Annotated in this window: 28 protein-coding genes and 1 rRNA gene; 16 read left to right on the forward strand and 13 right to left on the reverse strand. The window is 57.4% G+C overall.

Annotated elements, in window-relative coordinates; genetic code table 11:
• Position 1 precedes the first annotated feature (1 nt).
• Positions 2–119 (forward strand): 5S ribosomal RNA (gene rrf / locus QP934_RS07850).
• Between the two features lie 349 nt (positions 120–468).
• Here rrf and QP934_RS07855 read toward each other — a convergent pair.
• Positions 469–1,479 (reverse strand): pseudouridine synthase, encoded by a 1,011-nt coding sequence (locus tag QP934_RS07855; RefSeq protein WP_419127242.1) that lies wholly within the window; start codon positions 1,477–1,479, stop codon positions 469–471.
• Here QP934_RS07855 and QP934_RS07860 point away from each other — a divergent pair.
• The 4 genes from QP934_RS07860 (at position 1,460) to QP934_RS07875 (ending at position 3,599) form a co-directional block, all read left to right on the forward strand.
• On the forward strand, positions 1,460–1,603 hold the full coding sequence (locus tag QP934_RS07860; protein WP_419127243.1) for a hypothetical protein: 144 nt from the start codon (positions 1,460–1,462) through the stop codon (positions 1,601–1,603). The two genes, QP934_RS07855 and QP934_RS07860, sit on opposite strands and share 20 nt — an antisense overlap.
• Before the next feature lie 41 nt (positions 1,604–1,644).
• Positions 1,645–2,544, forward strand: coding sequence for a universal stress protein (locus QP934_RS07865; protein WP_284792007.1), 900 nt, complete (start codon positions 1,645–1,647; stop codon positions 2,542–2,544).
• Positions 2,545–2,663: 119 nt separating this feature from the next.
• Positions 2,664–2,912: a GlsB/YeaQ/YmgE family stress response membrane protein gene (locus QP934_RS07870; protein ID WP_049377498.1), complete on the forward strand. Its 249-nt coding sequence runs from the start codon at positions 2,664–2,666 to the stop codon at positions 2,910–2,912.
• A gap of 78 nt (positions 2,913–2,990) precedes the next feature.
• Entirely contained in the window at positions 2,991–3,599 is a 609-nt protein-coding gene (locus QP934_RS07875; RefSeq protein WP_049377499.1) for a TetR/AcrR family transcriptional regulator, read from the forward strand.
• Here QP934_RS07875 and yidC read toward each other — a convergent pair.
• The gene (yidC, locus tag QP934_RS07880) at positions 3,556–4,500 is read right to left on the reverse strand and encodes a membrane protein insertase YidC (protein WP_284792008.1); all 945 of its coding nucleotides are present in this window, start codon (positions 4,498–4,500) and stop codon (positions 3,556–3,558) included. The two genes, QP934_RS07875 and yidC, sit on opposite strands and share 44 nt — an antisense overlap.
• Before the next feature lie 33 nt (positions 4,501–4,533).
• On the opposite strand from yidC, the gene QP934_RS07885 reads away from it, so the two are divergent.
• Positions 4,534–5,196 carry a class E sortase gene (locus tag QP934_RS07885; RefSeq protein ID WP_284792009.1) on the forward strand — a complete coding sequence of 221 codons (663 nt, stop codon included), beginning with the start codon at positions 4,534–4,536 and terminating at the stop codon, positions 5,194–5,196.
• A complete protein-coding gene (locus QP934_RS07890; RefSeq protein ID WP_269954033.1) occupies positions 5,196–5,348 on the forward strand; it encodes a hypothetical protein in 153 nt (50 codons plus the stop codon). The genes QP934_RS07885 and QP934_RS07890 overlap by 1 nt, the downstream gene beginning before the upstream one ends.
• Here the strand turns inward: QP934_RS07890 and QP934_RS07895 are convergent.
• Positions 5,345–5,881 (reverse strand): DUF2020 domain-containing protein, encoded by a 537-nt coding sequence (locus tag QP934_RS07895; protein WP_419127244.1) that lies wholly within the window; start codon positions 5,879–5,881, stop codon positions 5,345–5,347. The genes QP934_RS07890 and QP934_RS07895 overlap by 4 nt on opposite strands.
• On the opposite strand from QP934_RS07895, the gene QP934_RS07900 reads away from it, so the two are divergent.
• Together QP934_RS07900 and QP934_RS07905 are read left to right on the forward strand one after the other, a co-directional pair.
• On the forward strand, positions 5,880–7,043 hold the full coding sequence (locus QP934_RS07900; RefSeq protein ID WP_419127245.1) for a sensor histidine kinase: 1,164 nt from the start codon (positions 5,880–5,882) through the stop codon (positions 7,041–7,043). The two genes, QP934_RS07895 and QP934_RS07900, sit on opposite strands and share 2 nt — an antisense overlap.
• Positions 7,044–7,080: 37 nt before the next feature.
• The gene (locus QP934_RS07905; RefSeq protein ID WP_040425341.1) at positions 7,081–7,719 is read left to right on the forward strand and encodes a LuxR C-terminal-related transcriptional regulator; all 639 of its coding nucleotides are present in this window, start codon (positions 7,081–7,083) and stop codon (positions 7,717–7,719) included.
• On the opposite strand, the gene QP934_RS07910 is transcribed toward QP934_RS07905, so the two are convergent.
• Together QP934_RS07910 and QP934_RS07915 are read right to left on the reverse strand one after the other, a co-directional pair.
• On the reverse strand, positions 7,716–8,027 hold the full coding sequence (locus QP934_RS07910; RefSeq protein ID WP_049377504.1) for a histone-like nucleoid-structuring protein Lsr2: 312 nt from the start codon (positions 8,025–8,027) through the stop codon (positions 7,716–7,718). The two genes, QP934_RS07905 and QP934_RS07910, sit on opposite strands and share 4 nt — an antisense overlap.
• A gap of 189 nt (positions 8,028–8,216) precedes the next feature.
• Positions 8,217–8,849, reverse strand: a complete 633-nt coding sequence (locus tag QP934_RS07915) for a DUF6474 family protein (RefSeq protein WP_419127246.1) — start codon at positions 8,847–8,849, stop codon at positions 8,217–8,219.
• 69 nt (positions 8,850–8,918) lie between these two features.
• Between QP934_RS07915 and QP934_RS07920 the strand changes: the two genes are divergently transcribed.
• Positions 8,919–10,352 (forward strand): TM0106 family RecB-like putative nuclease, encoded by a 1,434-nt coding sequence (locus QP934_RS07920; protein WP_419127247.1) that lies wholly within the window; start codon positions 8,919–8,921, stop codon positions 10,350–10,352.
• Here the strand turns inward: QP934_RS07920 and QP934_RS07925 are convergent.
• Entirely contained in the window at positions 10,339–11,637 is a 1,299-nt protein-coding gene (locus QP934_RS07925; RefSeq protein ID WP_349821091.1) for a copper oxidase, read from the reverse strand. The two genes, QP934_RS07920 and QP934_RS07925, sit on opposite strands and share 14 nt — an antisense overlap.
• 10 nt (positions 11,638–11,647) lie before the next feature.
• Complete coding sequence (locus tag QP934_RS07930; protein WP_419127248.1) at positions 11,648–12,799, reverse strand: MFS transporter; 1,152 nt, start codon at positions 12,797–12,799, stop codon at positions 11,648–11,650.
• A 71-nt stretch (positions 12,800–12,870) separates the two neighbouring features.
• On the opposite strand from QP934_RS07930, the gene QP934_RS07935 reads away from it, so the two are divergent.
• Positions 12,871–13,725, forward strand: coding sequence for a LysR family transcriptional regulator (locus QP934_RS07935; protein WP_337888727.1), 855 nt, complete (start codon positions 12,871–12,873; stop codon positions 13,723–13,725).
• Positions 13,726–13,767: 42 nt separating this feature from the next.
• Here the strand turns inward: QP934_RS07935 and QP934_RS07940 are convergent, their stop codons facing one another.
• On the reverse strand, positions 13,768–14,370 hold the full coding sequence (locus QP934_RS07940; RefSeq protein WP_005325362.1) for a superoxide dismutase: 603 nt from the start codon (positions 14,368–14,370) through the stop codon (positions 13,768–13,770).
• 164 nt (positions 14,371–14,534) lie between these two features.
• Here QP934_RS07940 and msrA point away from each other — a divergent pair, with 164 nt between their 5' ends.
• Positions 14,535–15,182: a peptide-methionine (S)-S-oxide reductase MsrA gene (gene msrA, locus QP934_RS07945; protein ID WP_419127249.1), complete on the forward strand. Its 648-nt coding sequence runs from the start codon at positions 14,535–14,537 to the stop codon at positions 15,180–15,182.
• Here the strand turns inward: msrA and QP934_RS07950 are convergent.
• Positions 15,179–16,921, reverse strand: a complete 1,743-nt coding sequence (locus QP934_RS07950; RefSeq protein WP_337888726.1) for an alpha/beta-hydrolase family protein — start codon at positions 16,919–16,921, stop codon at positions 15,179–15,181. The genes msrA and QP934_RS07950 overlap by 4 nt on opposite strands.
• An 87-nt stretch (positions 16,922–17,008) precedes the next feature.
• On the opposite strand from QP934_RS07950, the gene QP934_RS07955 reads away from it, so the two are divergent.
• Genes QP934_RS07955 through QP934_RS07965 form a run of 3 tightly spaced genes read left to right on the forward strand, consistent with a single transcriptional unit; the run spans position 17,009 to position 19,601 of the window.
• Positions 17,009–17,956, forward strand: a complete 948-nt coding sequence (locus tag QP934_RS07955; RefSeq protein WP_198492210.1) for an L-lactate dehydrogenase — start codon at positions 17,009–17,011, stop codon at positions 17,954–17,956.
• Positions 17,956–18,660, forward strand: a complete 705-nt coding sequence (locus QP934_RS07960; RefSeq protein ID WP_337888725.1) for a glycerophosphodiester phosphodiesterase family protein — start codon at positions 17,956–17,958, stop codon at positions 18,658–18,660. Before QP934_RS07955 ends, QP934_RS07960 begins: the two co-directional genes overlap by 1 nt.
• Before the next feature lie 20 nt (positions 18,661–18,680).
• Positions 18,681–19,601 carry a DUF5926 family protein gene (locus tag QP934_RS07965; protein ID WP_337888724.1) on the forward strand — a complete coding sequence of 307 codons (921 nt, stop codon included), beginning with the start codon at positions 18,681–18,683 and terminating at the stop codon, positions 19,599–19,601.
• A 50-nt stretch (positions 19,602–19,651) separates the two neighbouring features.
• Here QP934_RS07965 and QP934_RS07970 read toward each other — a convergent pair whose 3' ends face one another.
• The 4 genes from QP934_RS07970 to QP934_RS07985 all read right to left on the reverse strand — a co-directional run bounded on the left by QP934_RS07970 (position 19,652) and on the right by QP934_RS07985 (position 25,050).
• Positions 19,652–20,890, reverse strand: a complete 1,239-nt coding sequence (locus QP934_RS07970; protein WP_284788442.1) for an LCP family protein — start codon at positions 20,888–20,890, stop codon at positions 19,652–19,654.
• Between the two features lie 63 nt (positions 20,891–20,953).
• Positions 20,954–21,652, reverse strand: a complete 699-nt coding sequence (locus QP934_RS07975; RefSeq protein ID WP_337888722.1) for a CPBP family intramembrane glutamic endopeptidase — start codon at positions 21,650–21,652, stop codon at positions 20,954–20,956.
• Positions 21,649–22,785: an amidase gene (locus tag QP934_RS07980; protein ID WP_337888721.1), complete on the reverse strand. Its 1,137-nt coding sequence runs from the start codon at positions 22,783–22,785 to the stop codon at positions 21,649–21,651. Before QP934_RS07980 ends, QP934_RS07975 begins: the two co-directional genes overlap by 4 nt.
• Positions 22,786–23,385: 600 nt before the next feature.
• Positions 23,386–25,050, reverse strand: a complete 1,665-nt coding sequence (locus QP934_RS07985) for an AMP-binding protein (protein WP_284811507.1) — start codon at positions 25,048–25,050, stop codon at positions 23,386–23,388.
• Between the two features lie 227 nt (positions 25,051–25,277).
• On the opposite strand from QP934_RS07985, the gene QP934_RS07990 reads away from it, so the two are divergent.
• Positions 25,278–26,138, forward strand: coding sequence for a 3-hydroxyacyl-CoA dehydrogenase NAD-binding domain-containing protein (locus QP934_RS07990; RefSeq protein WP_337888719.1), 861 nt, complete (start codon positions 25,278–25,280; stop codon positions 26,136–26,138).
• Positions 26,139–26,209 lie beyond the last annotated feature (71 nt).

Raw genomic sequence — 26,209 nt, forward strand, 5'->3', positions numbered from 1 at the left:
TGTCGGTGGTCAATAGCTGCAGGGAAACGCCCGGTCCCATTCCGAACCCGGAAGCTAAGCCTGCACACGCTGATGGTACTGCAACCGGGAGGTTGTGGGAGAGTAAGTCACCGCCGACACCAAACAACAAAAAACTCAATAATCCAGAAGGGAAGGAGACGGTCCACCTACCGTCTCCTTCTCTTTTTACGTTTTGCTAGCCTCGTCGGCATGGACCAAAAGCAAATTTCTAATGTGGCGAGCTGCATGCCGCCGCCCTTGGTAGTCGCTAAAACTTAAAGGAATTAGGCGCCCCAGGAGCACACTTTAGGACTCGCAACTGGTTGTGTCCCCGTTCCCGGCAGGCTCTTTTTGGGATCTACACACAAGGTATGGTCCGGCGACTTTCCGTTATCCACTGGTAAATAGCGCCCGCTTTGGTTCTACCTTTCGCCACGTGACAGTTTCACGGTCTACACAATATGAAGGCTATGTGTGGTCGATTAGGCGGTGCGTGTAGAGAGGCAGGGCGGACTCGAATTCCCGGTAGTTCCCGCTAAGCGGGTCAGTAAATTCTATGTGGGTTGCCGTGAGATGCATTGGGATCCGCATATCCTCCGTGTCCTCCGGATAGATTTCTGGATAGACAGGATCACCCAGGATGGGTATTCCAGCTTGCCACATGTGGAGACGCAATTGATGGGTCTTGCCCGTGGTGGGTTTAAGCGTGTATTTGCCTAATTGGGGCAGGGCGCCGTGGATTTTTTCATACGGGGCGTTATTTATCAGTTCTACTGCGGCCAAAGTGGTAAAAGCATTGGGGCTTCCATCGCCTATGCGGCCTTGGATTTCGCCGGGGGTTTTGATGAGGTGGGAGGCCCACTGGAGGGGCGTCGGAAAGCGGCGGTATTCGGCGATCGCCTGATAGGTCTTTTGTACCTTCTTTTCCGCAAAGAGGGTTTGGTAGGCGCCGCGAACCTCGCGATGTTTGGTGAATAGCAAAATTCCGGAGGTAAGTCTGTCTAGGCGGTGCGCTGGGGCAAGCTCGTCGTTACCTGTCATTCGCCGTAGTTGGACTGTAGCGGTTTGTACGATGTGGCGTGCGCGTGGCATGGTTGCCATAAACGGTGGCTTATCTGCGACGAGGATATGTTCATCCTCGAAGAGGATGGGGACGTCGTAAGGCACCGGTGTTTCGGGTGCCGGCATGCGATAGAAATAGACGTCCTCGTCGTTGCTTAATATGGAGTCGGGTCGAAGCTTGGTTTGATTGCGTAGTACTACTTCGCCGGAGTCGAAACGAGCCTGGAGCGCCGAGGCGTCGTCGTCGGGGTGCCGGTGGCGTTGTGCCGAAATGACTGCACTAAGAAATTCCCAGGCCGTTATGCCTGCCTCGGAGGTGCGCACGCGGGTTGGATTCAGCCCGTCTTTAATCGGCAAAGGCGTGAAACCTTTTCGGCGATGTATTAATGTTTTGTCCATGGATTTTAACTCTCTCATTGAACCGGTTGTTGCCTTTTTCTCTGAAGGTATTGGCGTCGTAATTCGCAACGTCTTGGAGTTTGTGTACACCGTTATGTTCCCGTCGAATTCCGAGGCTGCAACCGTCAACCCTCAAGGCTAATCCGTACTACAATTAAGGTATAACCACCGAAAGGACACATCATGGCTAAGGAAGACATTGTAGTCGTTGCCGTTGACGGTTCGGATGCATCGAAGAATGCAGTACGTTGGGCCGCCAATACGGCTATGAAGCGCGAGATTCCACTGCGGATCGCATCCAGCTACACCATGCCACAGTTCCTGTACGCAGAGGGTATGGTTCCGCCTAAGGAGCTTTTCGACGACTTGCAGGCCGAAACGCTCGAGAAGATCGAGGAAGCTCGCACCATCGCTCATGAGATAGCCCCAGAGCTGAAGATTGGTCACACTGTGGCCGAGGGCTCCCCGATCGACATGCTGCTAGAAATGTCGCACGATGTCACCATGATCGTCATGGGCTCCCGCGGCATGGGTGGCCTGTCCGGCATGGTGATGGGTTCTGTCTCCGCTTCGGTTGTGTCCCACGCCTCTTGCCCGGTGGTCGTCGTTCGGGAGGATAATCATGTTACGGACTCCACCAAGTACGGCCCTGTCGTCGTGGGTGTGGATGGTTCCGAGGTATCGCAGAAAGCTACTTCTTACGCATTCCGAGAGGCACAGGCCCGCGGTGCTGCTTTGATTGCCGTGCATACTTGGATGGATATGCAGGTGCAGGCTTCCTTGGCGGGACTGTCGGCCGCCCAATCCGAGTGGGCTGATATCGAAAAGGAGCAGAGCGAGCTTCTGACCGAAAATCTGAAGGAGCCGCGTGAAGAATACCCGGAGGTTGAGGTAAAGAAGCTCATTACCCGTGACCGTCCAGTGAGCGCCTTGACCGAGGCTGCAGAAGGCGCGCAGCTATTGGTTGTTGGTTCGCACGGTCGTGGCGGCTTTAAAGGCATGCTCTTGGGCTCGACCTCTCGCGCACTGTTGCAGTCCGCACCGTGCCCGATGATGGTTGTCCGTCCGGATGAGGAAGACTAAAAGCTGCTGTTCATAGAGCGCTTCGCCCACAAGGGCGGAGCGCTCTTGTTGTGTGGAGTCGCCTTAGGTAGTGTGCCCTCGTGTACGCTAAGGTATACCCGCTATTTTAGGAGGATTGCATGAATTTGGGTCTGGGGCTTATTAGCTCGATTGTTATTGGTATCATTGCCGGCTGGCTGGCAGAGAAGATTATGAAGCGCGATCACGGCCTGCTGACCAACCTTATTGTTGGTGTGCTGGGTGGCGTCATCGGTGGCATGATTATCCACTTCCTGAACATTGAGGAAGGTGGATGGATCTTCTCCTTGATTGCCGCTACGGGTGGTGCTTGTATCCTGTTGTGGATCGTGGGGCTCATCAAGAAGTAGCCCGAATTTAATTCGCGTACAAACCGGTTTGTCTATAAAGTATAGATGAACCGGCTTTGTCGTTTTAGAGAGGAACCCATGGCAGAGAAGAAGTCGCGCCGTAATCGGCCCAGCCCGCGCAGCCGGCTGCTGGAATCGGCGACCAAGCTTTTTACCACCGAGGGCATTCGCGTTATCGGAATTGACCGCATCCTACGCGAGGCAGATGTGGCTAAAGCTTCTTTGTACTCCTTATTTGGTTCCAAAGACGCGCTCGTTATCGCTTATGTAGAAGCTTTGGATGAGAAGTTCCGCCAAGATTGGGAACAGCGTACTGCGGAGATGACGGATCCGGATCAAAAGATCCTGGCCTTTTTTGATAAGGCGATCGAGGAAGAACCCACGCAGGAATTCCGCGGCTCCCACTTCTTGAATGCGGCAGGAGAGTATCCGCGTCCTGAAACCGAGGCGGAACACGGTATCGTGGCTGCCTGCGTTGAACACCGTAATTGGGTGCATTCCACTCTGACGGCCTTGCTAACTGAGCGCAATGGTTACCCATCGTCCTCGCAGGCGAGCCAGCTGTTGATTCTCTTGGATGGCGGCCGTGCGGGTGCTCGGCTTACCAAGGAGATTGGGCCGCTGCAGACGGCCCGCGACCTGGCTACTCAGATGCTTTCTGCTCCCCCTGCTGATTATTCGATTTAAGGTACTTTCGCGCCTCCATACGTAGCTGGTTGACCCGCTTCTTCTCCTCCTTTGAGAGGGCGGGTTCTTTTTCGCGCTTGCGCCAGCGGCGAATGCTTTCGCGGCGCATAGCGTGGACATCCTCAGTAAGCGGGTAGTCGCGGTGCAAAATGATCTCAAAGATAGCGGTTTGGATCAGCGTGAAGAGATAGGCGCAGCCCCAGTAAAGAATGATTGCTACTGGGATAGGTCCGGTTTGGGCTAGGTGCCACAGGAAGAAAGGGATTACCAACAGCAAAAAGCCCATGAGTATGAAGACGCGGCGGTTGACCTTCTGATCAAATTGAGTGGTGCGGAAACTGCGCACGAGGGAAATGACGGAATTAGCCATGGTAAAGGCGATGGCGGCAATGAGGATGGGGTTGATGAGGTCGCCGTGCTCGCGGGCGAAATCCGTCAGCGGAGCGCCGTAGAAGGTGGTTTCGCGGAAGGCCGAAACATCGGAGGCATTCAACATGCCCACGGTGGTGGAGCCGCTCTCAATATTGGACATGCGCAGGAGCACTTGATAAAGGCCGATGAAGGCCGGAATCATGATGAGCGGGGGAAAACAACCAGCTGCGGGGTTGTAGTTATAACTCTTCATGAGGTTCTTTTCCTCTTGCATGAGCTTCGCCATCTCCTCGGTGGTGGTGGCGTTATTCATCTGCTTTTTGATGCGGTTATTCTCCGGGCGGATGAGTGCGCCGATACGGGCGGAGCGTACGGAAATCCAGTTCAGGGGAACAACGATGCCGCGCACGGTGATAACCAGCAAGATGATGGAAATCAGCCAGGCCGTAGATTCACCGACGAAGCTGCTGATGAGCCAGTGCCAGAACTTCATGATTCCGGAAACTGGGTACATGAAGACTTCGTACATGCTTAACCTTTCATGGGCAGTATGGTTTAAGGCATGACTAAAGTTCTTGGGGAACTCATGCTAACCATTGGCGTGGTTCTTTTACTCTTTGCATTCTATGAAGCCTATTGGACAAATGTAGAATCCGGTCAGCTGCAAGAGGAGGCGAGCGCCCACCTCGAAGAGCAATGGCGAAATCCCCGGCAGAAGCTAGAGCCGGAGTTGGGTGAGGCGTTCGCGCAGCTTTATATTCCCACGTTCGGTTCTGACTACCGTTTCGCCATTATTGAGGGCACTAATGAAGATGACCTGCTGCGCGGCCCGGGCCGCTACGTGGATTCCCAGATGCCGGGAGAGATGGGCAATTTTGCGGTTGCAGGCCACCGCGTGGGCAAGGGAGCTCCCTTTAATGACTTGGGCAAGCTAGAGACCTGCGATGACATCGTGGTGGAGACGCACAAGGAGCGAATTACCTATCGCGTATTGCCCATCGATGGCGAACAGGCGGACTGTTTCAATGGAATTCCGCCGGAGTATTCCCATGTGGCTGGTCGGCATATTACGACGCCTGGCGACGTCTCGGTGACCAACCCCGTGCCAGAGTCGGACGCCGAACCGAGCCGCGAGATCTTGACCTTGACTACGTGCCACCCGCAGTTTTCCAACGCGGAGCGCATGATTGTGCACGCTATGGAAGTAGAAAAAGAGGAGAAATAATGTATCGCGCTTTGTGGAATCTCTTGCCGGGGCCGACGCCGGTGAAGGTCGTCTTGGCCATTGCTATTGCGGTGGGAGTCTTCTTCCTACTTATGGAGGTTGTATTCCCGTGGCTGTCGCCGATGATGCCGTATAACGACGTCGCGGTTTAAAGGCCCAAGTTGGCGATCGCTTCGTGGGCGATTTGCTCTGACTTAACGGTTTGTTGCTGGTTGCTCCACACCAGCACCGCGTGCGTGTCCTTCTGTACGGCGTACACGGCGTGCTCATTGACCACGCCCCGGCCGCCTTCCCAGCCGTCGAAGGAGGCCGGTTCGGTGGCGTCGATAGGCGCGGCCCAATCCACTGCGGCGCGGGCGTCGTCGACCGTGGGCATATCGCGCACGATGACGGTGGCCTGTGGCTCGTCCTGGTAGGACCAAAAGACGCAGGCCGGGGTGGGAAAGCGCGTGTCGATGCCCTGCTTGGTCAGGCGCTGGCCGTTGGTTTCTTCGAGCCAGCCGGGGCCGATGTAAGGGCAATCGCTCCAGTCATTGACTTCCGCGGTTTGGGCGACGTTAACCTCCGGTGCCTCCGAAACCTCCGGAGCGACCGTAGTAGTTGGTGCAGGGGTGGGTGCGGATGAATCGCAGCCGGCGATCCCAAAAGTGGCTAGAGCGAGTAGGGGAAGTAGGCTTTTGCGCATGAGCTCCACAATAGACCGGGATACCGATGCGTTGCGCACCGGCATCCATATCCTGACCGCTGGCCTGCTGGTGGTGGGCATTTTTACCTCCGCGCGGATGCCGCTTTCGCAAGCGATCATCAACCTGCTGCTTTTGGTGGGCTTTGCGGCCGTGTACTTCGCCGGCTCGGTATACGGGGAATATTGGGCCCAGCCTGTGCGCTACCTGTGGTTGTGTATACTCTCGGTGCTGTGGGTTGCGGATCTGTTCGTGGCCCCAGCGGCAATCTATCTGGTCTTCGCCATGTTCTTTTTGTACCTTACGGTGCTGGACATGGCGGCGGGCATCGCGTGCGTCATCGTTGCCGCGATCATCACCGTGGTGGTGCAGATTCCGCAGGGCCTGACCTTCGGCGGTGTCATGGGGCCGGCGGTCTCGGCGCTGGTGACCATAGCGATCACCTACGCCTTCCGGACGCTGTCGCGGATGAATAAAGAGTTGATTGAAACCCGTTCGCAGCTGGCAGCCACGGAGCGCGATGCCGGCATGGTGGCCGAGCGTCAGCGCATTGCGCACGAGATTCATGATACCCTTGCCCAGGGGCTGTCTTCCATTCAAATGCTCCTGCATTCGGCGGACCGTGATCTGGATAAGCAGGACGCGGGCAAAGCGCGAGAGCGCATCGAGCTGGCCCGCAGGACGGCCGCGGATAATTTGCACGAGGCGCGGGCAATGATTGCCGCTTTGCAGCCGCCGACGCTCAATGAGGCATCCCTTGAGGCCGCGTTGACCCGTATGGCGGAGAATTTTGGGGCTACCGGAGATATCCACGTCGAGGTGGAATCCGAAGGAGAGGTACAGCAGCTGCCCATGAAGGTAGAGGCGGCGCTGCTGCGGATTGCGCAGGGCGCTGTGGGGAACGTCGTCAAGCATGCAGAGGCAAGCCGCGCCCGGATCACGGTGACCTATGAGGGTGATGAGGTGCGCCTGGATGTGGTGGATAACGGCAAGGGCTTTGATCCGGCCGCGGTGGAAAGTACCCCGGCTGGACTGGGGCATATTGGGCTGGCCGCAATTAGGCGTCGTGCACAAGAGCTAGGTGGGGAGGTCATTATTGAATCCGCGCCGGGGGAGGGCACGGCCGTGTCAGTTAGTATGCCCTTAGGCAACCGGGTAGATTAAACTTTTGGTTGACAATGACATCGATAGGAGGAATGTCGTGATTCGGGTCCTATTGGCAGATGACCACGAAATCGTCCGCCTGGGTCTGCGCTCCGTGCTTGAGGGCGCAGAGGATATCGACGTCGTAGGGGAGGTCGCTACGGCCGAAGCTGCGGTGTCGGCAGCGCAGGCGGGCGGCATCGATGTCATATTGATGGACCTGCGCTTCGGCGCGGGCGTGGAGGGGACCCGCGTTATGGGTGGAGCGGAGGCAACCGCGCAGATTCGCTCCGCGATGGCCACCCCGCCCAAGGTCCTCGTGGTTACCAACTATGACACTGATGCGGATATCCTCGGCGCTATCGAAGCCGGTGCCGTGGGCTATTTGCTCAAGGATGCACCACCGCACGAGCTGCTGTCCGCAGTGCGCTCGACTGCGGAGGGTGATTCGGCGCTATCTCCCATCGTGGCCGATAGGCTGATGACTCGCGTGCGTACGCCACGCACCTCGCTCACGCCGCGTGAGCTCGAGGTCTTGCAGCTGGTAGCAGCGGGGGCGTCGAACCGGCAGATTGGCCAAGACCTCATGCTGTCTGAGGCCACGGTAAAGTCCCACCTTGTGCACATTTATGACAAATTGGGTGTGCGCTCGCGCACCTCTGCGGTGGCAGCCGCCCGCGAGCAGGGCGTGCTTTAATTAGCGGCGTTATACGCCTCGATGACGTCCTGCGGGATTTTTCCGCGGTGCGCCACTGGTAGCCCTTGGGCGCGGGCCCATTCGCGGATCTGACTGGGATTGGCGCGCTGTGCATTGATGTCCGGGGCAATGCGGGCGGCGTCCACGTAGGGGGCCAGAAGATTATGGAAGTGACGCGCGTTATCCACGGAGAGATCGATGAGGTAATTTTGACCGTTTACGCTGAAGCGAACGACTTCTAGCTGATCTTCGGGGATTAGGGTGTGGTCCAAGTCGTCGTAAAATTGGGTCACTTCACGGCGGGACATATTTCCTCCAATTTTAAAAATTGCACACCAAACACAGAGAGCATAAACGGTGTTAAAGGGGTAGGGCGGTTAGAAGATTATCAGCAACTTTTTCTGGCCGAAAATACTTTTCCCGAAAAATCCCGGATCTTTATAGAAAATAAATACACGCCACCACCGAATAGGGGGCGGTGGCGGCGTGTAGCTCTTTTACTGGGCCAGGCGCTGCTGGATTTCCGCAGTAATGGAGTCAATTTCCGAGCTAATGGTCTTGTGAGCGCGGCGGCGCTGCTGCTCGGTCATGAACTCGGCATTATCGATGGCGGAGTCTACTTCTTGCAGGCGGTCACGCACATCGCGCTTGAAGCCGGCTGGAACGTCCGTGTTATCGAGGGAGTTGCGGATGCCGGCGGTGCGGGCCTTGAGCGGTGCACCGTAGCCGGAGAAGGAAGCCATCTGCTCCGAGCTCACGCCCGCCTTAGCGGCCTTGCGCTTTTCGCCTTCGGTCTTCAGGCCCACGTAGCCGCGGTAGAGGAGCGGTAGCAGCAGGGGTGCGGCGGTGCGCAGTGCACCGGCATAGCGCTTGACGTTATCGGAGTTAAAGCGGCCGGCCTTGAGCTTGGCTAGCTCGTTCTTGGCCATCTTCTCCTCATGCTTGCGGCGCTTCTTGAGGCCCTTTTCCTCCGACTTAATGAGGCGCTTTTCCTGCCTGGCCAGGAGCTTTTGCTGGCGGCGGCGGTCCTTAGACTGGGCCTTTACCTCTGCCTTGGCGCGGGTCTTGGCGGCCTTTGCCTGTGCGCGTGCTTCTTGGCGGGCCTTTTTAACTCTCTTCAGAATGCTCATTAAATTTCCCTCACGTTTGATCGAGTCTGGATTCAACTTTACCTTGCCGTTCTATTAAGCTCACCCGGTGTGGAGGATGTGGTTGTTGCTTCGGACCTTGTGGGGTGCCGCTACCGCTTAGTACAGCGGCGCGCGCACCCCGAGATGCCGCGCACCCATGCCTCGATTGCCCGGGCGGAGCGCCACGCGGCTGCAGTGGAGGCCGTCATGGAGATGTTTCCCCGCAAGGGCTCTGGCAGGTTTCGCCGCATCGATCTGGAAGGCGATGAGTGGGAGCGCTCCATGCGCACCCTTGAGGCCTTAGCTTCCGGGTATACGCATATCACCAACGCGGTCTTCGCCACCGAGGAGTGGATGGTGCGCGTAGATTTGCTTCTGCGCGAAGGCGATAAGTACACCCCGATTATCGTGTCCAATCACCGTGTGGCCCGCAAGAATGACACCAAGACGACGCCGGCGGTGCCTACCCATCGCTTGGGCCTGAGCGAGCCGCTCGAGGCGCCGTATAAGCTGCGCCATCATGCGGTAGATGGTTACCGCTTAGCGTTTGCCGCCCGTGCTTTGCGGGATCTCGGGCTTGATTCCGGCCGGGGCGGGGCCATCGGCCAGGACCGCACCCGGGCATTTTTTACGGAAACAGCCAAGTTTGATCTGGAACGCGCCTGGAATCAGCCGCTTCCTACCGCCCCGGTGCGAGTCAAGGAGTGCGCGAGCTGCCGCTTTTGGTCTTTGTGCGAGCAAGAGCTGGTGGCGGCGGATGATATTTCGCTTTTCCTATCCGGCGACCGCGCTAAGCCTTATCGCGAGCGCGGGATTACTACCGTGCAGGCGCTTATCGACGCCGACCTGGGCGAGCCCTCCCGCCTTGCTGCTGCCTGGCGCACCGGGGAAGTGTTGCTGCGCCGCGGCAGCGTGCAGGTCCCGCGCGCAGACGTGGAGGTAGACGTGGATATGGAAGCCTACCTGGACCAGGGCGCGTATCTATGGGGAGCATGGCACGACGGTAACTACGTCCCGTTTGTTACGTGGGAGCCGTTGGGCGGCCGCGCCGAGGCAGAGAACTTTGCGGCATTCTGGCGCTGGTTGATGGATGTGCGTGCGCAAGCCCATGCGGCGGGCAAGACCTTTGCTGCATATTGCTACTCGTCCCACGGTGAGAACCATTGGATGCGCATGTCCGCGCAGCGCTTCCGCGAGGTAGATGAGCGGGAAGTAGAAGAGTTTATCTCCTCACCGGAGTGGGTGGATATGTTCGCCCACGTCAAACGATCCTTCGCCGGCCCCTTCGGTCTAGGCCTGAAGGTAGTCGCCCCGGAAGCGGGTTTTACCTGGCCAGAAGAAGACTTCGACGGTGAAGAATCCGTGAACGCGCGCCGCGAGGCGCTAGCCGGTGACCTCGTGGCGCGGCAGCGCTTGCTGGACTATAACTCCGGCGACGTTCAGGCCACGCGCGCGGTCCGCGAATGGATGGACGCCGGCGCGCCGGGTACTACAGCGCTGTAAATAGGGCGTAGATGACCGCGAGAATCGCTATCCCCGCGTAGACCTGGTTCCACTCTGGCCCCGGCTTCGGATCCGGGCCCTCCGCCTTCTTCATCAAGACCTGCTTCTGGGCCTTCACCGCTCGGGCGATGAGCACGGGGTAGACCGCCAGGGACAGGATGCACAAGAGGGAGGCGACCACCTTAAGCAGGGAAATATCGGTGCCGATCCAGATGAGCAGCCCACCGTTGACGAAGGTGGCGCGCAGGAGGCCGAGTTTGTCCAGTTGTTGCAAGCCCGCTCGGACGGCAGCGGGACCGCCACCCATGGTGCTGGGCAGGAGGTAGCTCATCACACCGATGAGCAGTTGACCGGCAAACCCCACCAGCAAGGCGAGGGTGGGCAGCGCCGGCTCGGGCATAAAGAAATGCTGCACCGTGTAGTACACCAAAGACAGCACCAGCCATAAAGAGGCCATGAGCACGGAGACCGAGGAAAAGGTGATGCGATCGCGCGGGTCCTTAGCCACCGTCAGCACATTAGCGAGCCACTGCTGCAAGCTCAGCGCCCAACCGCAGCAGTAGGCGATAAGTCCCAACTCGGGGAAGCCGAGGAAAGCGCCCACGATCGTGGCAACCACACCGATTGCGAGCAGCACAAAGGAGGATTGCATGTGGCGATTAATACCTTGGGTGCGCCAGATGGAAGGGAAAAGGATGGTGAGAGAACCGGCCGCGGCCAAGCCGATGAATCCGCCGATATTGGCGGCGATATGGGCGAGTAGCAGTGTGGGATGGCCGGGATAGACGGCCAGCAGCCCGCCAAAGATGGCGCCCACCGGCAGGCACAGAGCGGAAAGAACATAAGCGCCCACTACGGGGCGGAAGCGCTTATCTTTGGCACCGCGCCATTGCCGGAAGAGCGATGCCGCATGCCAGAGCATCATCAGTGCAATGAGCGTGGCGCCCACCTGAGTAACAATCCAGTGCTGGGACCAGAACTCCATGAGGATTTGACCGATTAACGCGAGGATGATTCCGGCATTGAGGCCATAGATGCGGGCCAATTGGGTAGGTCGAGTGGATTCGGGGAGGCGCTGTTGGGTGAATTTCTCCGTTAGGTGCTGGGACCACACGATGATGCTATTGCTCACCAGTCCGAGGGTGAATAGGTGGATGAGTACCCACCGGTAGTTCGGGACCAAGGTATGCGTTGCACCCACGAGGATGAAAACCATCATCCATAGGGATACGGGACGGGAGGCCTTGCGGTGCCATGTCCGCGCCGACCACTTATTCTCAGGCATAAAACCGATTTTAGTCGGATTTAATCTTGGTCCAAGTCAGCGCAGTAAGGGCGAGGGCTACGGCGGTGAAGAAGGCAATGAAGAGGGGCCACGATAGGGCGTCGAAAAGCAGGCCGGCACATGCGCTCACCACAGAAGAGCCAAAGTAATAGCAGAACACATACATCGAAGAAGCCTCCGCGCGGTCGTGGGTGGCAATTTGCCCAACCCACCCGGAGGCGGTGGAGTGTACGGCGAAAAAGCCCACGGTAAAGGCGATCATGCCCAGAAGCGTCAGCGGAAGGTTACCGGCGCACAGCGCGATGCCAAGGGCAAAAAGCACGGCAGAGGCGAATAGGGTTTTCCCATGGCCTATGCGTGCGACAAGGGAACCTGCCCGCGCTGAGGACCATGTGCCGGTGAGGTAGAACAAAAAGGCCAAGCCGGCTAGCGAAGGGGCCAGACCAAAATCATCGATGAGCCGGAAGGTTAAGAAGTTATACATGGAGACAAACGTGCCCATGGACAGGAATGCGGTGAGAAAGAGCAAGGCTAAATCCCGGTTGGCCCAATGGCCCAAAAGCGCCCGGCTTTCGGTCTTGAGATGGATAGATTTGGGCCGGAAATTGCGTTGGGTAGGAAGTAGCAGCCAAGACGTAATGGCAAAGGCGAGTGAGACCAGCGCCGAGCCGAAGAGCGCCCAGCGCCACGTGGAAACCTCCACCAGTCCGGTGGGAATGAGGCGGCCGGTAAGGCCACCGACGGAGGTGCCTGCAATGTATAGGCCCATAGCCCGCGGCAGGGCTTTGTCATCGAGTTCTTCAGAAAGCCATGCCATTGCCGTGGCGGGGGCGCCGGACAGCAGCGCACCCTGCAGGCCGCGTACCACGATGAGCTGCCACCCCTCCTGGGCGAGGGGAACAATGAGCCCCACGCCGGTCGCGGCAACGGCCGAAATGAGCAGGATACGTCCGCGGCCGAAACGCTCGGAGAGAATCGATGCGGGCACCACGCATAGGGCCAGCGCGCCTGTGGCGGCCGATACGGTCATGGCCGCTTCAGTGGAAGAAAGGCCCATGTTGTGTACCAGCGTGGGAAGAATGGCTTGGGTGGAATACAGGCTGGAGAATATAGCCAAGCCCACAAGGAGCATGGCTACCGTTGCGCGCCGCGTTCGAGTCATATCATTTAGCCTGCCCGGACATTCAGCATGTGTAAAATGTGGAAAAATACACTAAACGATGCGGAGCATGCATGAATGTGGAGGATGTCCGCGGCTTCCTCGCCGTGGTGGATCAAGGTCGCGTGGGTGCTGCGTCCGATGAACTGGGAATCTCCCAATCCGCGCTGACCCGCCGCGTACAGCGCGTAGAAGCTAGTCTTGGCGCCCGCCTTTTCGAGCGCACTGGGCGCACCCTGCACGTGAATTCGCGCGGGAGGGCCTTCGCCGCGGCTGGGCGGGAAATGCTCCGCGCCTACCAGGTAGGGCGGGACGATGTCGCCCGCCTCATGGATCCAGAACGCGGCACCGTGCGCCTAGATTTCATGCATTCGCTGGGCACCTGGCTAGTTCCGGACCTGCTCAAGAGCTATCGCGCGCAGCACCCGCACGTAGATATTCGTCTGCATCAAGGTGCGGCGCAGGAGCTGGTGAGCAGGGTGGAAAACGGCGAATCCGACCTTGCCCTCGTGGGCCCACGGCCTGATGCAGCCCTGGGCTGGCACCAGATTAAGGTGCAGCGACTAGGCCTTGCTGTGCCGGAAGACCACTGGGCGGCGAACCGGCGGGAGGTGAGACTAGCGGAATTTGCTGCAGACCCGTTCATCGGCATGCTCCCAGGCTATGGCACGCGCATGCTTCTCGATGCCCTTGCAGACGACGCTGGCTTTAGTCCCCACCTCGTCTTCGAATCGATGGAACTTACTACCGTTGCGGGGCTGGTAGCGGCAGGACTCGGGGTGGCGCTTTTGCCGCTGGATGATCCTTATCTACAGGTGGGGAGCCTGATCCCCCTTACGCCGCCAGCGTACCGCGAGCTCGGTTTAGTGTGGCGCGCCGGGGACGATGCGCCCCCAGTGCAGCAATTCCGGGAATTTATCCGGGCATAGAAAAAGCCGCCCCGAAGGGGCGGCCGAAGTAACTAAAAGGAGTTACTTGGTGGCTGCAGCGAAACGCTCAGCAACGTCATCCCAGTTGAAGACGTTCCATACGGCCTTAACGTAGTCAGCCTTAACGTTCTTGTACTGCAGGTAGAAAGCGTGCTCCCACATATCCAGCATCAGCAGCGGGGTGAAGTTGATGGAGGTATTACCCTGCTGGTCAGTCAGCTGCTCGATGATGAGGCGGCCAGCAATGTGGTCGTAGCCCAGAACAGCCCAGCCGGAGCCCTGCAGGGAGGTAGCAGCAGCGGAGAAGTGAGCCTTGAACTTCTCAAAGGAGCCGAAGTCGCGGTTGATGGCCTCTGCCAGCTCGCCGGTTGGCTCGCCGCCACCGTTCGGGGACAGGTTCTTCCAGAAGATGGAGTGGTTGGTGTGGCCACCCAGGTTAAACGCCAAGTTCTTGGAGAGGGCGCGGATGCGATCCGGGTTAGCCTCACCGTTGCGCTCTTCCTCGAGTGCCTCGAGTGCAGCGTTAGCGCCAGCAACGTAGGTTGCGTGGTGCTTATCGTGGTGGAGCTCCATGATCTCTGCGGAGATGTGTGGCTCCAGTGCGTCGAATGCGTATGGGAGGTCAGGAAGTTCGTAAACAGCCATTTGTTAAATCCTTTCTTCGGGTACGTGTCCCGATGATAGGCACGGTGGAAAGATTTCGCCATGATTAATTCGGATTGTGGAACTAGCGCGAATATTAACTGGCCGCGGAATAGCTTTTCGCAGTACAACGTTGGGAAGAAGGAATAAGGAAGGAGCTATACCTTATGTGGATGTTTAAGCCGGAGCCCAAACTTGTTGCTGCAGACGATGCTCTGCCGGGACGAACGGAGCCGATCTTGGACCCCGCCCCGCACGCCGCTTTAGGAACACCGATTACCGGGCCGTGGAAGGACGGGCAGCGCTCCATTCTTATTGCGTTGGGATGTTTCTGGGGTGCGGAGAAGATGTTTTGGGAGACAGAAGGCGTGGAATCCACCTCGGTGGGTTATGCAGGCGGCACCACTCCAAATCCCACGTACTACGAGGTGTGCCGTGGGCTAACCAACCATGCCGAGGCGGTGGAGGTGGTCTATGACCCGCAGCGCATCAGCCTGCGCGATCTTGTCGTACAGGCCCTAGAAGCGCACGATCCCACGCAGGGCTTCCGCCAGGGCAACGATGTAGGAACGCAATACCGCTCTGCTTTCTACCCACGCACGGAGGAAGAGCGCGCAGAAATCCAGGGCATCGTGGATTCCTATGCGAAGAAACTCAAGGAATTCGGATTCGGGGATACCACCACGGAGGTCAAACTCCTCTCCGAAACTGATTCTGGGGAGTACTACCTGGCTGAGGATGAGCATCAGCAGTACTTATATAAGGTGCCTAATGGGTACTGCCCGCACCACAGTACTGGGGTGAAATGCGACTAAGCGTCGCGCCGAATAAAGCGGGCAATCTTCTTGGCTAACTTCGGCGTGAGCGATTGGCGGGATTGGGATCCTAAGACCTCGTCCCAATACCAGAGCATTTCTTCAAAATAGTTGTGTCCGTGCCCGCCAGGGACGTTGAGGGAATTGATCTGGTCCAAGCCAATTTGCCACCAGGTAATAAACGGAACCCAATGCAGCTGCCGGAAGGTATCCGCGTGCAGCGCTTCTGGCTGCGGTTCATGAATCCAGGTGGGCCTGCGCACGAGAAGGTTGAGATCCCACCACACGATGGCGTCGGAAGCATGCTGGGCAATGAGCATGCGGGGTCGGCGCCAGGTATGGGCGTAGTCATTGCCAAAGGCGTCGTGCAGCGTATGGTCAGGAGCCGCCGCGTAGCGCACATGCTTGCCGCCATCGATAACGGGCAGGCGTTCTAGGGAACCAATATCCCGGCGCAGGCGCTGAGTAAAGTGCGTCATGCGCGGGGGGCCGGAAAAAACTGCGCCATTACACGCGGAAAGTAGGTCTTCCACATTATGGTAGTTATCCATAATGGCGTAGGCACCAAGTGATTCACCTGCGAAATAAATCTGCGGGCGGTTTTCTTTAGGCAGCTTATCTATTTCTTCTTGTATGACCCGAATCAATTCACGAGCCGCCTGCTTCGGTGCGTTCTTATCTACGAGGTAGGAAAAAACTGAAGGCAGGTAGGAGTACTGCATGGTGACGGTGACGCAATCACCGCCGGTCAAAAACTCATAAGAGCAAGCACCCCAATTATTGATCCACCCCGAGCCGGCGGGCATTTGGATGACGATAGTCTCTCGCCGCAGGGCACCGGTGCGTTCGAGTTCGGCGCGGATCTTTTCCGCGGATTGCTGGAAGGAGCGCCCTGGAATGTATCCGGCGTAGATGCGGATGGGTTCCTTTGCATCGATTCCCGTCACTGTGCGGATATCGCGGGCGCGGGGGCCATTGGAGACAAACCGGCGTCCCTGCTGTCCCAACGCCGACCACGGCTCGAGCGACCACGGGCTGCCGGAGCGCTCCGGCTCCCACGGCATAGAGGTGCCGGGGAAAATCTGTTTATTAATTCGCTGCGCTTGGTGCGATAGTGAGCGCAGCCAGCGTCGAAAGACCACGCGATCAGAAAGCGCAAACGCCGTGAGACTCAGACCTGCGGTAACCACCGGCCAAGCAATGAGTGCAGGCACCCAGCGGCCTAGCTGGCGTGACAGTTTAGTGACGGCAAGCTGCGTGGCTTCTCCGATGAGTAGAAGAGCGCCGTAGCCCGCAGTGCCCGCGGCCAAGCCGATGGCCGCTGTGGCGGGCCCACGCACGAGTTGCTTATTGACCAACTCCGCCTGCTTTTTCTGGTTGCGCAGCGAAAGCACGGCATTAAATGCAGTCCCAGCGCCAATAGCAAGGTGCACAATTTGTCGATGTTGTGGTCCGAGGCGGTCCTGCGGGCGCTTGCCAATGCTATTGAGGACAAAGCTTGTCGACGCCGCCCCAAGATGCCCAATGCCCTGACCAATTGCCACGTTGGCGGCGGTCACCCACCACGGGCGGGGAAGTAAGGAGGGCGAAACAGCAGCCCACGTAGCTAATTCCGCACCCAAAATTCCAGCCGACATATTGGACGGTAAGGTTTGCCGGCTGGTCATACGGACGATGGGCGTGAGATCCGCGGCTACGCCAAGAGCGATTAGTGCAGCGCGGCGGAGAGCGCGTTTCATAATGTCCGATTATCCCAGATTTCGGTGGGAATTTCAGTGTGAGATTTAGCCCGTGCAAAAATCTCCACAAAGTTGCACAATAGGGTCATGGCAAATCATGTTGGAAACAAAGTAGTTCTCATCGGCGCCGGCGATGTGGGAGTCGCTTACGCTTTCGCTCTCATCAACCAAAGCATCGTTGACCACCTGGCAATCATCGACATCGATGAAAAGAAGCTAGAAGGCAACGTCATGGACCTCAACCACGGTGTTGTCTGGGCCCCGACCCGCACCCGCGTCACCAAGGGCACCTACGCCGATTGCGCAGATGCCGATATGGTCGTCATCTGCGCCGGTGCCGCACAGAAGCCGGGCGAGACCCGCCTGGATTTGGTGGGCAAGAACGTCAAGATCATGAACAGCATCGTCTCTGACGTCATGGCGAATGACTTTGATGGCATCTTCTTGGTTGCCTCCAACCCAGTGGACATCCTGACCTACGCCGTATGGAAGGCTTCCGGCCTGGATCACAAGCGCGTCATCGGCTCCGGCACCGTGCTGGACTCCGCTCGTTTCCGCTACATGCTGGGCGAGCTGGAAGATGTTGCACCGAAGTCCGTACACGCCTACATCGTGGGCGAGCACGGCGATTCCGAGCTGCCGGCCGTCTCCACCGCGAATATCGCTGGTGTCCCGTTGTCCAAGAAGCTGGACTCGGATCCGGAGTATGCAGAGCGCATCGAGAAGATCTTCGAAGACACTCGCGATGCCGCCTACTCCATCATTGACGCTAAGGGCTCTACGTCCTTTGGCATCGGCATGGGCCTGGCCCGTATCACCGCCGCCGTCATCCAGAACCAGGACGTGGCGCTGCCAGTATCTGCTTACCTGCAGGGTGAATACGGAGTAGAGGATCTCTACATCGGCACCGCTGCCATCATCAACCGGTCCGGCATCGTGCGCGCGATTGAGCTGGATCTCAATGAGCACGAAAAGGAGCGTTTCGATGCTTCTGCTAAGACCCTGAATGACATCAAGGAAGAGTTCTTCGGCTAGTGAAGATTATCGCTCATAGGGGATACTCCGGAAAATATCCGGAGCTATCCCCTCTAGCTTTTGAAAAAGCCCTAGATTTGCCAATTCACGGCGTCGAGTGCGATGTGCGCTTGACGCGCGATGGAAAAGTAGTGGTTCAGCACGATCCCACGTTGGACCGCACCGCGGGGCGCCCCGGCCGCATTTCCAAGATGGACTGGGAAGAATTGCGTGGCGTTGACATCGGTTCGGGCCAGCGCATGATGCTTCTCGACGAACTCTTGGAACTACTCGAGGGCACACCGCACCACCTTTATATCGAGACTAAGCACCCCTCCGGGCAGGGCGACATCCTGGAGGAGCAAACGGTGCTGCGCTTGCGTTATGCGGGGCTTTTTGACGATCCTCGGATCCACGTCATTTCCTTTTCCCACCACGCCATCCGCCGCATGCAGAATTTGGTGCCGCACATGGACCGGATTTATCTTCGTCGCGATTGGGAGCGCCACGTCAACCGTCCCGATCTAATGCTGTCCAAGCCCACCGCGCTCGGCGTATCGTTGCTGCGCGCGAAGCTGCAGCCGGCAATTATCGGCGCGCAGGGATTGCCCACCTACCTGTGGACCGTAGACAAGCCGGAGGATATGAAGTGGGCGTGGGCGAACGGGGTAGATATGCTCGCCACCAATCAGCCCGAAGTGGCCCTGCATGCCATTGAGCTCTAGTAAGCAGGTATCTTGGAGGCATGGCCAAGAAGAAAAAGAACAAGGAACAGCTGCCTGAGGGCATGTCCCGCCGCCAGGCAAAGCTCGCTGCCCGCGCCAAGGAACGCGCCGCCCTGGAAAAGGATCCCCGCCCCTACGGCGGACTTGCTGCGGAGGCCTCCCTGGTCGCCATGCAGGAGTTCGTCCCCTCCGCTTTTGCGAAGCTTGATGTCAAAGGCTGCGATAAGAACGTGTATGTAGCCACCGTCCTGCCGGGTGCTTCTGCCGCGCTTATTCGGGACACCGAATTTGGCGGAGATGCTTTCGTAGGCCTGCAGGTGCAGTCCCACACCCACAACCCAGGCCGCGACCTCGCCTTTGCCCTTAACTGGGTGAAGAATAACGAGCCGGGCGCCACCCTGGAATCCACCGCGGCCGACGGCTCGGAGCCGAAGCTGGAGGAGCTTATCGATGCCTCCGCTACCCTCGACGTGCAGCTTCACCAGGACTTCGAATGGTGGATTCCGGAGGGAGCACAGGTCACCCCGCAGATTGCGCAGTCGCTACGCGCAGCAAATGATTCCGTTATCGAGTCTCACCAGGTGGGCGAGAACATCACTGGTGCAGCCTTTTGGGCAAATGCCGGCGGCGGCAAGGCCCACATCCGTTGGGTCCGCCCCAATGACGATGAATCCGCGTTCCTGAACGCGCTGGCGCGCGTCGCCGCCCGCGGCGAGCTGAACTTGGACGAGGGCACCAAGTTCGCCGGTGTTTTCCGCACCCACGGTCTCATCGCTCCGGTCTTCGACTTGGATCCAGAGGTTGACCACGCTTCTTATGAGGACCACCTCACCCGCGTGGACAAGGCCTTGGAGGAAGAAATCTCTAATGATGCCCAGTTGAGCGCCGATGAGCGCAAGCAGCTAGAAAACATCAAGTCCCGCCAGGTGACCCTGCGCTAAAAGAGAGGAAAATGGCCCTTCCCCGGTAGAGGAAGGGCCATTTTTGATCGCTATTTGAGAGAATCCCACAACTCGGCGGCTGCTCCATCATCCCAGAGGACGACGTTGCCTACCTCGGTGTCTTGGAAACCGCCGATGGGGACGGTCTCGGTGTCTACACCGGAGCCCATGGCAAGCGCCACGCGGGCGAGGTGCCAGACGTGGTCGCCCTCGTCCACGATGAACGAGGAGGCGGTGTGGTTGACCAAGGAGAAGGCGCGGAATGGGTTAATCAGGGTGGCTGGGGAAGCAACCTTATCCAGCAATGCGGAGAAGAATTCGCGCTGTCGCTGCACGCGGTCAAGGTCACCCATGGCGGTGGCGCGGGTGCGCACGTACCCGAGGGCGTCGCGGCCCTTGAGCTTCTGGCAGCCATCTTGGAGATCAATGCCGGCCAGCGGGTCATTGATGGGTTCCTTCACGCATACGTCTACGCCGCCGACGGAGTCGACCACATTGGCTAGGCCGCCCATGCCGATCTCGGCGTAGTGGTCGATGCGCAGACCGGTCGTGCCCTCGACGGTTTGGACAAGGAGCTGCGGTCCACCGTAGGTAAAGGCAGCATTGATCTTGTCCATGCCAAAACCGGGGACTTCCACGTAGCTATCGCGTGGGATGGAAACGAGCTTGGCCTTGCCGGTGCGTGGGATGTGCAGCAGCATGATGGTGTCGGTGCGGCCCTCGCCCACATCACCACCGGTGCCCAGTTCAGCCTGCTGTTCCTCGCTGAGGCCTTGGCGGGAGTCAGAACCGACGAGCAACCAATTGGTGCCGGCGGTATTAGACACTTGTTCTTCTGGCAGCGCCTCCACGCGGGTGAGGCGGGCATCGGTCCAGAACATGAAGACGAGGTTGAATACCAGCAGGACGACAAGCGCCAAGCCAACGCACCCGAGGGCGCGCTTGGCCGGATTGACCTTTTTGCGCCGGCTGTGCGGGCGCTGCCGGGGTGCAGGGCGCGGCGTGGTGCGACGAGGCGGGCGCTGCTGCGCGCGGTACTGGCTGGGGTAGCGGCTCGGTGTTGGCGGAGGAGTGCGGCGCGGGGGCTGTTGCTGTGGCTGCGGAGCGCGGAAGGATTGTTGCTCGGGTTCCACGCGCCGCGGCGCCGGGCGGGCGGAGGAACGGCGTCGAATGGGGCGGCCGTATCGATCCTTGAGGGGACGTCCATCAGCCCCAAGGACGAATTCAGTGGAGGAGTCGTCGCCGGCGCGGCGGGCCTCCCTATGCGGATCTCGTCCTGATTCAGTCATGCGCTATACCTTACAAGGAGCAGCGAGCAACGCCTGCTTCGCGACGTCTCCTTAAGGGCATTTTCACAGGAAGGAATAACCTACGAAAGCGACGGCGTCGATAAGAAAATGCGCTATGACCAAAGGCCATACCCGCCCCGTGCGGTGGTAGTAATAGCCGTAGATTAACCCCATGATGATATTGCCACATCCAGCGGAAATACCCTGGTAGAGGTGGTAAGAACCGCGGAGAATGGAGCTTGCGGCCAGCGTGGCTGGCAGCGACCAGCGGGCCTGGCGCAAGCGCGTCATAAGCCACATCACCACCACGGTTTCTTCCGCGAAGGCGTTGGCAGCGGCCTTGAGGAGGGAAACGGGGATTTCCATCCAGGCATTGGCGAAGTCGCCCGGGATGACTTCCTTGCTCCACCCAAAATGCACCGCCGCGAAATACAGGGCGAGCCCTGGGATGCCAATGAGGGCGGCAAGCCCTGCGCCTTCTAGCCAGTCGCGGGCGCGGTGGGGCCGGGGCATTATGCGGTCCTTGGTCAGCAGGAAAAGCGCTAAGGCTCCATAAGAAAAGAGCACGGCGGCCGAGCACAGCTGCAGGCCTATATCCACCCAGGCAAGAGAGGATTGGCTGGAATTGAGCGTGACCGATTGTTCGTCGAGCCGCTGCGGGGAGGCCAGGGCATTGATGAGGTTCAATACCGCCCGCACCCCGGAAATACCAAAGGTGAGGGTGAGGACGATGAGCAGCTCGGCACGTAGGGACTTAGTCATGGGTGCAGGATGTGGGCGAGGCCGAGGAGGGCGGCGTCGGAAAGCGTAATGCCTCCCAAGTGTACGCCTACCGGCGGGTGATTGGGTACGGCCCACGGTATGGAAATGGCTGGCAGACGGGCCATGTTGAACAGGGAACCCCACGGCGACCACCGGGTCTGGGCTGCGAAATTCTCCGCATGGGGCAGGGACAAGAAAGAACCAATACGCGGCGGGTCTGTGGTCAGCATTGGGGTGAGGATGGCATCGACGCCCCATTCCTGGGCCAGCAAGCCGGGTAGTTGCCGGACATGCGCCCGCGCCGCGGCCAGCTCAGCGGAGCTAACGCGCCGGCCCTGCTGAGCAATCCACTCCGCGTAGCCCGCCGCCGGGTTGAGCCCCGCCAAGCGGGAGGTAAAGGTCGTGCGGAAGTGCGCAAAGGTGGCCCGGGCCTGCGGATACGGGGAAATGGGCACCACGGTGAAGCCGGCTGCCTGTAGGCGTTGGGCGGCCTCGCGGGTGGCGCGCAGATGGTGGGCATCGACGCTGGCATCACAAAACAACGGCTCTACCAGCAGGCCGACGCGGGCGCGCGGGGTGATCATGCGGTGGCCATGCAGAAAGGCATTATCGGCCACGGTCCGGGTGATAAAGCCCTGCACACCCAGTTCTTTTCCTGCCGGTTTAAAGCCCACCACGCCGCAGGCCGCGGCCGGCACTCGGATGGAACCGCCGCCATCGCTGGCGTGCGCCGCGCGCAGCAACCCGCGCGCGACCTGTACTGCCGCACCGCCCGAGGAACCACCCGGTGTGCAGCCGGGATAAAGGGGATTATCGGGATGGGGCAGGCCCACTGGTTCCGTATCCACGCGCAGGCCCAACTCGGGTGTGGAGGACTTGCCGATGATTAAGGCGCCTTGCTTTTCCAGTCTAGCCACGAAGGGATCGCTGGCGATTGCTTGATAGGTGCGGTCTACATTTCCCAGGGTAGTGGGCATACCAGCGACATTGTAAAGGTCCTTGGCGGAGAGCACCCAGCCGCTAAGACGGCCGCTATGGGTTGCTTTCCGCTCTAGGTCCATATAGGTGAATCCATGCTCTGCAGGGGAAAGGCCGTGCAGATTTGAACGGAGTTGTTCTACGGAAAAGTCCATAAAGCCCCAATATAGAGTCCCTCTGGATCGACTCGAAGCTGTTACTAGGTGGAAACGCTTGGCCAGTAGTACTTTAGCAAAAGCGAGGGAGAGAACTTTTCAGTTCTGTTATGGGCGGCCACCTAGCGATTAGGAAAGAGGAGGCCAGTATGCCTAGAAAGAAGAATTTCAAGGCCGTCCTCTTAGCATACAAGTTGCGTCGCGATAGGAACCGAGTACGCTACTCGCGGCGGGATGAGCCTAGGGCACAGGCGTACTAGAGTCGGGATCTGTTAACCCGTTCGCATTTATTTGACACGAAAGCCAGCGAGCGAAGACAGCTTGGTGAGCCAGGGTCAATGCCTAAAGATAATCTAAACGTATCGGAGTATAGGAATTGTCCACCTTGCTAGATCCCAACGGAATTGGTCGAAGTCCATAACCTCCTCACTTTGTTTCCGAGCCGGAGACCTTATCAAGCGGAAAGCGAAAAGCGTGCTGGCATGCGGGCATAGTCTCGTGAATCCGATTAGCAGTTTCACATCGAATGCGGGCTTTGCATGGGAATCAAAATTATTGGAGCAAACAAGATTTGACCTTAACCGCAGGCTGCCGCACTTGTTATGCCATTCGGTCGATAAGCTGCTTTACTTCGTTGATCATTACCTTTCCCATTGCATTACGGGGGAGAGAATCAGTGAAGTAAACGTCCCTTGGAATTGAATGGGAGGCTAAATTGTCGTCCACCCAATCTCGGACATCGTCTTCGGTTACAGAAGATCCATCGGTAACTACAATAGCCGCAATTCGTTGGAATTTCTCGGGATCGTCAACCCCGATTGCGAAGGCTTCTTTAATATGGGGATGTTTCTCTATTACCTCGGTGACGGATTCGGGATGAACATTCTCACCGCCGACAATTATCATGGAATCTGAGCGTCCGACAACATGTAGGTATCCCTCGGAGTCATAGAAGCCCATGTCGCCCATGTTAATCATGCCTCCGGTGTTAGGGACGTAAGGTGGTTCTTTATCGGGATTCGTGTACTCGTCTAGCATCATCGGGCTCTTCATTGCGATTTGTCCGATACGGCCAGTAGGTACTTTATTTCCGTTGCCATCATGAACTAAAACTTGAATTCCAGGTGATGGCATTCCTACGATTGAGGGATCACGGAGGACGACCTCTGGGGGAGCGCAGGTTGTCATATCAGTTTCAGTTGACCCGTACAGATTGGAAACAATCGGACGGCCAAAACGTGAATTAGCGCGTTCGACCAAATCCTTCGTAACTTTGTTACCGCTTGACCCTATCCATTTTAAGCTTTCAAGCGAGTAGTCATCGCTGAGCATGTATTTCAAGAAAATAGGAGAAGAGATACTCCCTTCGCATTGGTAGCGATCGATGAGTTCCATGCCCTCTTTAGGGTCGAAGATCCGCCGAATAACCAGGGTATTTGCTCCGGCGAATGCAATATTAAGCCCGCCGTGTCCCCATGCATGGAAAAGTGTGCAAGGCATATATATTGTTTGGAGAGGTTTCCAAGCCATTACCGAAAGGATTTGCCCCAACGTAATGGGGAACATTGGATCATTTCTACCGACTCCTTTAGGGGTACCAGTCGTGCCGGAGGAAAACAGAACATTAGGGGACTGTCCGGGGATGAGCGGAAGCTTGCTTTTCGGGGTCTGGTCAAAAATATGTGAAATGGAGTCTACGATGCGAGGGTGAGTGCTCTCGGAAGCGCGAGGACCGTTGAGGATAACTACCTCAACGGTACTGGGCAGCTTATGGGCTAACTCACTATCCGCGAAAACTAAACGTATATCGTTTTGGTTGATCAGTGTTGTTAACTGTTCTTTCGAGGCTTGCACATTTAGCATATTGCACGACATGCCATTATATGATTTTGCTATAGCAGCATCGATTGTCTCAATCGAATTTAGTGCAAGGACGCCATACGAAAAATCTCGACGCTTCACTCCGTGGCTTTCTGCATAATCAATCAGCCAACGGGAGACGTGTTGAATTTCGGCGCTCAAATCTTGAAAGCTGATTGACCGGCGATCGTCTATCACGGCTATCCTGTTGGGGTGGTTAAGGCGGGCATTTTCCAAGTTGCGGGCGAATGAAAAATGATAGCGGATTATATTGGGCAACGCCATAAGAATTGCCTTTGGGTTATTTCCAAGTCCGATGAACCCGGCGTTATGGGCTGTTCGAAGCATGAACTTCATGCCGATTGCCGTCGCTTTTGCATTTTCTAGGGTTCTAGTGGAGCGCACGGTTGTCCTTTCAAGTTGGATAGAGACGAAGTCTCAAAAATTATAAGGGCAATGAACCTTAATAGCGAGTTCTTGCGAAGCGTTAGCGAAACTTGAGGCCCTTATTCGCATAACATGGTGTGTTATATGTATGCACGTGGTAAAGGTATATATGCTGACGCGAGAACGCGTTTATGTAGCGAACTGACTACATTCCTAACGTGTTGCGAGCCTAGACTGGAGAGAACATGAATATTAATCGCATAACTGTATTTGGCGGCGGGACCCTCGGTGCCCAAGCAGCATTGCAATTCGCACTTTACGGAAAGCAGGTCACGGTCCTGGGCCGTTCCGATAATTCTTTGGAAAAGGCACTCAGTCGCATTCGTGCATATTCCAAAAAATATGAGGAAGAAACGCCCTTCACGGCTGACGAAGTTCTTCGGGCGCAGAAAAGCATCAAAGTTTCCAGTTGCCCAAAGGAAGCATTGAGTGACACCGACCTTGTATTCGAATGCACCAGCGAGTCCAGAGAAGTTAAAAAACAGGTACTTGAAACAATTGAGGCAAATATCGACAGTGATGAAGTGGTCGTCGCTACAAATTCTTCAACTTTATTGCCGAGCTCGTTGGCGAAATACCTTAAAGATGGTTCTCGCTTCCTAGCTATTCACCTTGCAAACGAAATATGGAAGCGTAGTACAGCGGAAATCATGCCTCATCCGGGAACGAAGCCGGAGCTTATGGATGAGGTAGCACAGTTTGTCAAGGAAGTCGGGCTCACTCCTGTTCCTCTAATGAAAGAGCAGCCTGGATATATACTAAACTCTCTGATGATCCCTTGGCTAAGGGCAGGGCTGGATTTGGCGGCGACAGGCGTTGCCTCCCCAAAGGACATAGATGCAGTGTGGGAAGCCGTGATGGGGTCTGAAGGGCCATTTCGGGTAGTCGACATAGTCGGCTTGCGCACGATCGTCTCGGTTTTGTCTTTGGAAGTTGAAGCCGGCATCGAGGGGTCCCAGAGAATTATTGACTATCTAACCGAGGCGTACATCTCTAAAGGCTGCTTGGGAGTCGAAAACGGCAAGGGAATTTACGATTACAGTTGATCTGAAGGTTAAAAATCGTAAGATTTATAGTATACTGGCCGTAATTCGTATCGTTAAAAAGGCTCTCGAGA

The organism is Corynebacterium sp. MSK122, from assembly GCF_030229435.2.
Lineage (GTDB): Bacteria > Actinomycetota > Actinomycetes > Mycobacteriales > Mycobacteriaceae > Corynebacterium > Corynebacterium marquesiae.

Coding starts and splice junctions, on each gene's coding strand:
- QP934_RS07860 (WP_419127243.1), top strand. CDS start 1,460: ATGGATTTTAACTCTCTCATTGAACCGGTTGTTGCCTTTTTCTCTGAA.
- QP934_RS07855 (WP_419127242.1), bottom strand. CDS start 1,479: ATGAGAGAGTTAAAATCCATGGACAAAACATTAATACATCGCCGAAAA.
- QP934_RS07865 (WP_284792007.1), top strand. CDS start 1,645: ATGGCTAAGGAAGACATTGTAGTCGTTGCCGTTGACGGTTCGGATGCA.
- QP934_RS07870 (WP_049377498.1), top strand. CDS start 2,664: ATGAATTTGGGTCTGGGGCTTATTAGCTCGATTGTTATTGGTATCATT.
- QP934_RS07875 (WP_049377499.1), top strand. CDS start 2,991: ATGGCAGAGAAGAAGTCGCGCCGTAATCGGCCCAGCCCGCGCAGCCGG.
- yidC (WP_284792008.1), bottom strand. CDS start 4,500: ATGTACGAAGTCTTCATGTACCCAGTTTCCGGAATCATGAAGTTCTGG.
- QP934_RS07885 (WP_284792009.1), top strand. CDS start 4,534: ATGACTAAAGTTCTTGGGGAACTCATGCTAACCATTGGCGTGGTTCTT.
- QP934_RS07890 (WP_269954033.1), top strand. CDS start 5,196: ATGTATCGCGCTTTGTGGAATCTCTTGCCGGGGCCGACGCCGGTGAAG.
- QP934_RS07900 (WP_419127245.1), top strand. CDS start 5,880: ATGAGCTCCACAATAGACCGGGATACCGATGCGTTGCGCACCGGCATC.
- QP934_RS07895 (WP_419127244.1), bottom strand. CDS start 5,881: ATGCGCAAAAGCCTACTTCCCCTACTCGCTCTAGCCACTTTTGGGATC.
- QP934_RS07910 (WP_049377504.1), bottom strand. CDS start 8,027: ATGTCCCGCCGTGAAGTGACCCAATTTTACGACGACTTGGACCACACC.
- QP934_RS07915 (WP_419127246.1), bottom strand. CDS start 8,849: ATGAGCATTCTGAAGAGAGTTAAAAAGGCCCGCCAAGAAGCACGCGCA.
- QP934_RS07925 (WP_349821091.1), bottom strand. CDS start 11,637: ATGCCTGAGAATAAGTGGTCGGCGCGGACATGGCACCGCAAGGCCTCC.
- QP934_RS07930 (WP_419127248.1), bottom strand. CDS start 12,799: ATGACTCGAACGCGGCGCGCAACGGTAGCCATGCTCCTTGTGGGCTTG.
- QP934_RS07935 (WP_337888727.1), top strand. CDS start 12,871: ATGAATGTGGAGGATGTCCGCGGCTTCCTCGCCGTGGTGGATCAAGGT.
- QP934_RS07940 (WP_005325362.1), bottom strand. CDS start 14,370: ATGGCTGTTTACGAACTTCCTGACCTCCCATACGCATTCGACGCACTG.
- msrA (WP_419127249.1), top strand. CDS start 14,535: ATGTGGATGTTTAAGCCGGAGCCCAAACTTGTTGCTGCAGACGATGCT.
- QP934_RS07950 (WP_337888726.1), bottom strand. CDS start 16,921: ATGAAACGCGCTCTCCGCCGCGCTGCACTAATCGCTCTTGGCGTAGCC.
- QP934_RS07955 (WP_198492210.1), top strand. CDS start 17,009: ATGGCAAATCATGTTGGAAACAAAGTAGTTCTCATCGGCGCCGGCGAT.
- QP934_RS07965 (WP_337888724.1), top strand. CDS start 18,681: ATGGCCAAGAAGAAAAAGAACAAGGAACAGCTGCCTGAGGGCATGTCC.
- QP934_RS07970 (WP_284788442.1), bottom strand. CDS start 20,890: ATGACTGAATCAGGACGAGATCCGCATAGGGAGGCCCGCCGCGCCGGC.
- QP934_RS07975 (WP_337888722.1), bottom strand. CDS start 21,652: ATGACTAAGTCCCTACGTGCCGAGCTGCTCATCGTCCTCACCCTCACC.
- QP934_RS07980 (WP_337888721.1), bottom strand. CDS start 22,785: ATGGACTTTTCCGTAGAACAACTCCGTTCAAATCTGCACGGCCTTTCC.
- QP934_RS07990 (WP_337888719.1), top strand. CDS start 25,278: ATGAATATTAATCGCATAACTGTATTTGGCGGCGGGACCCTCGGTGCC.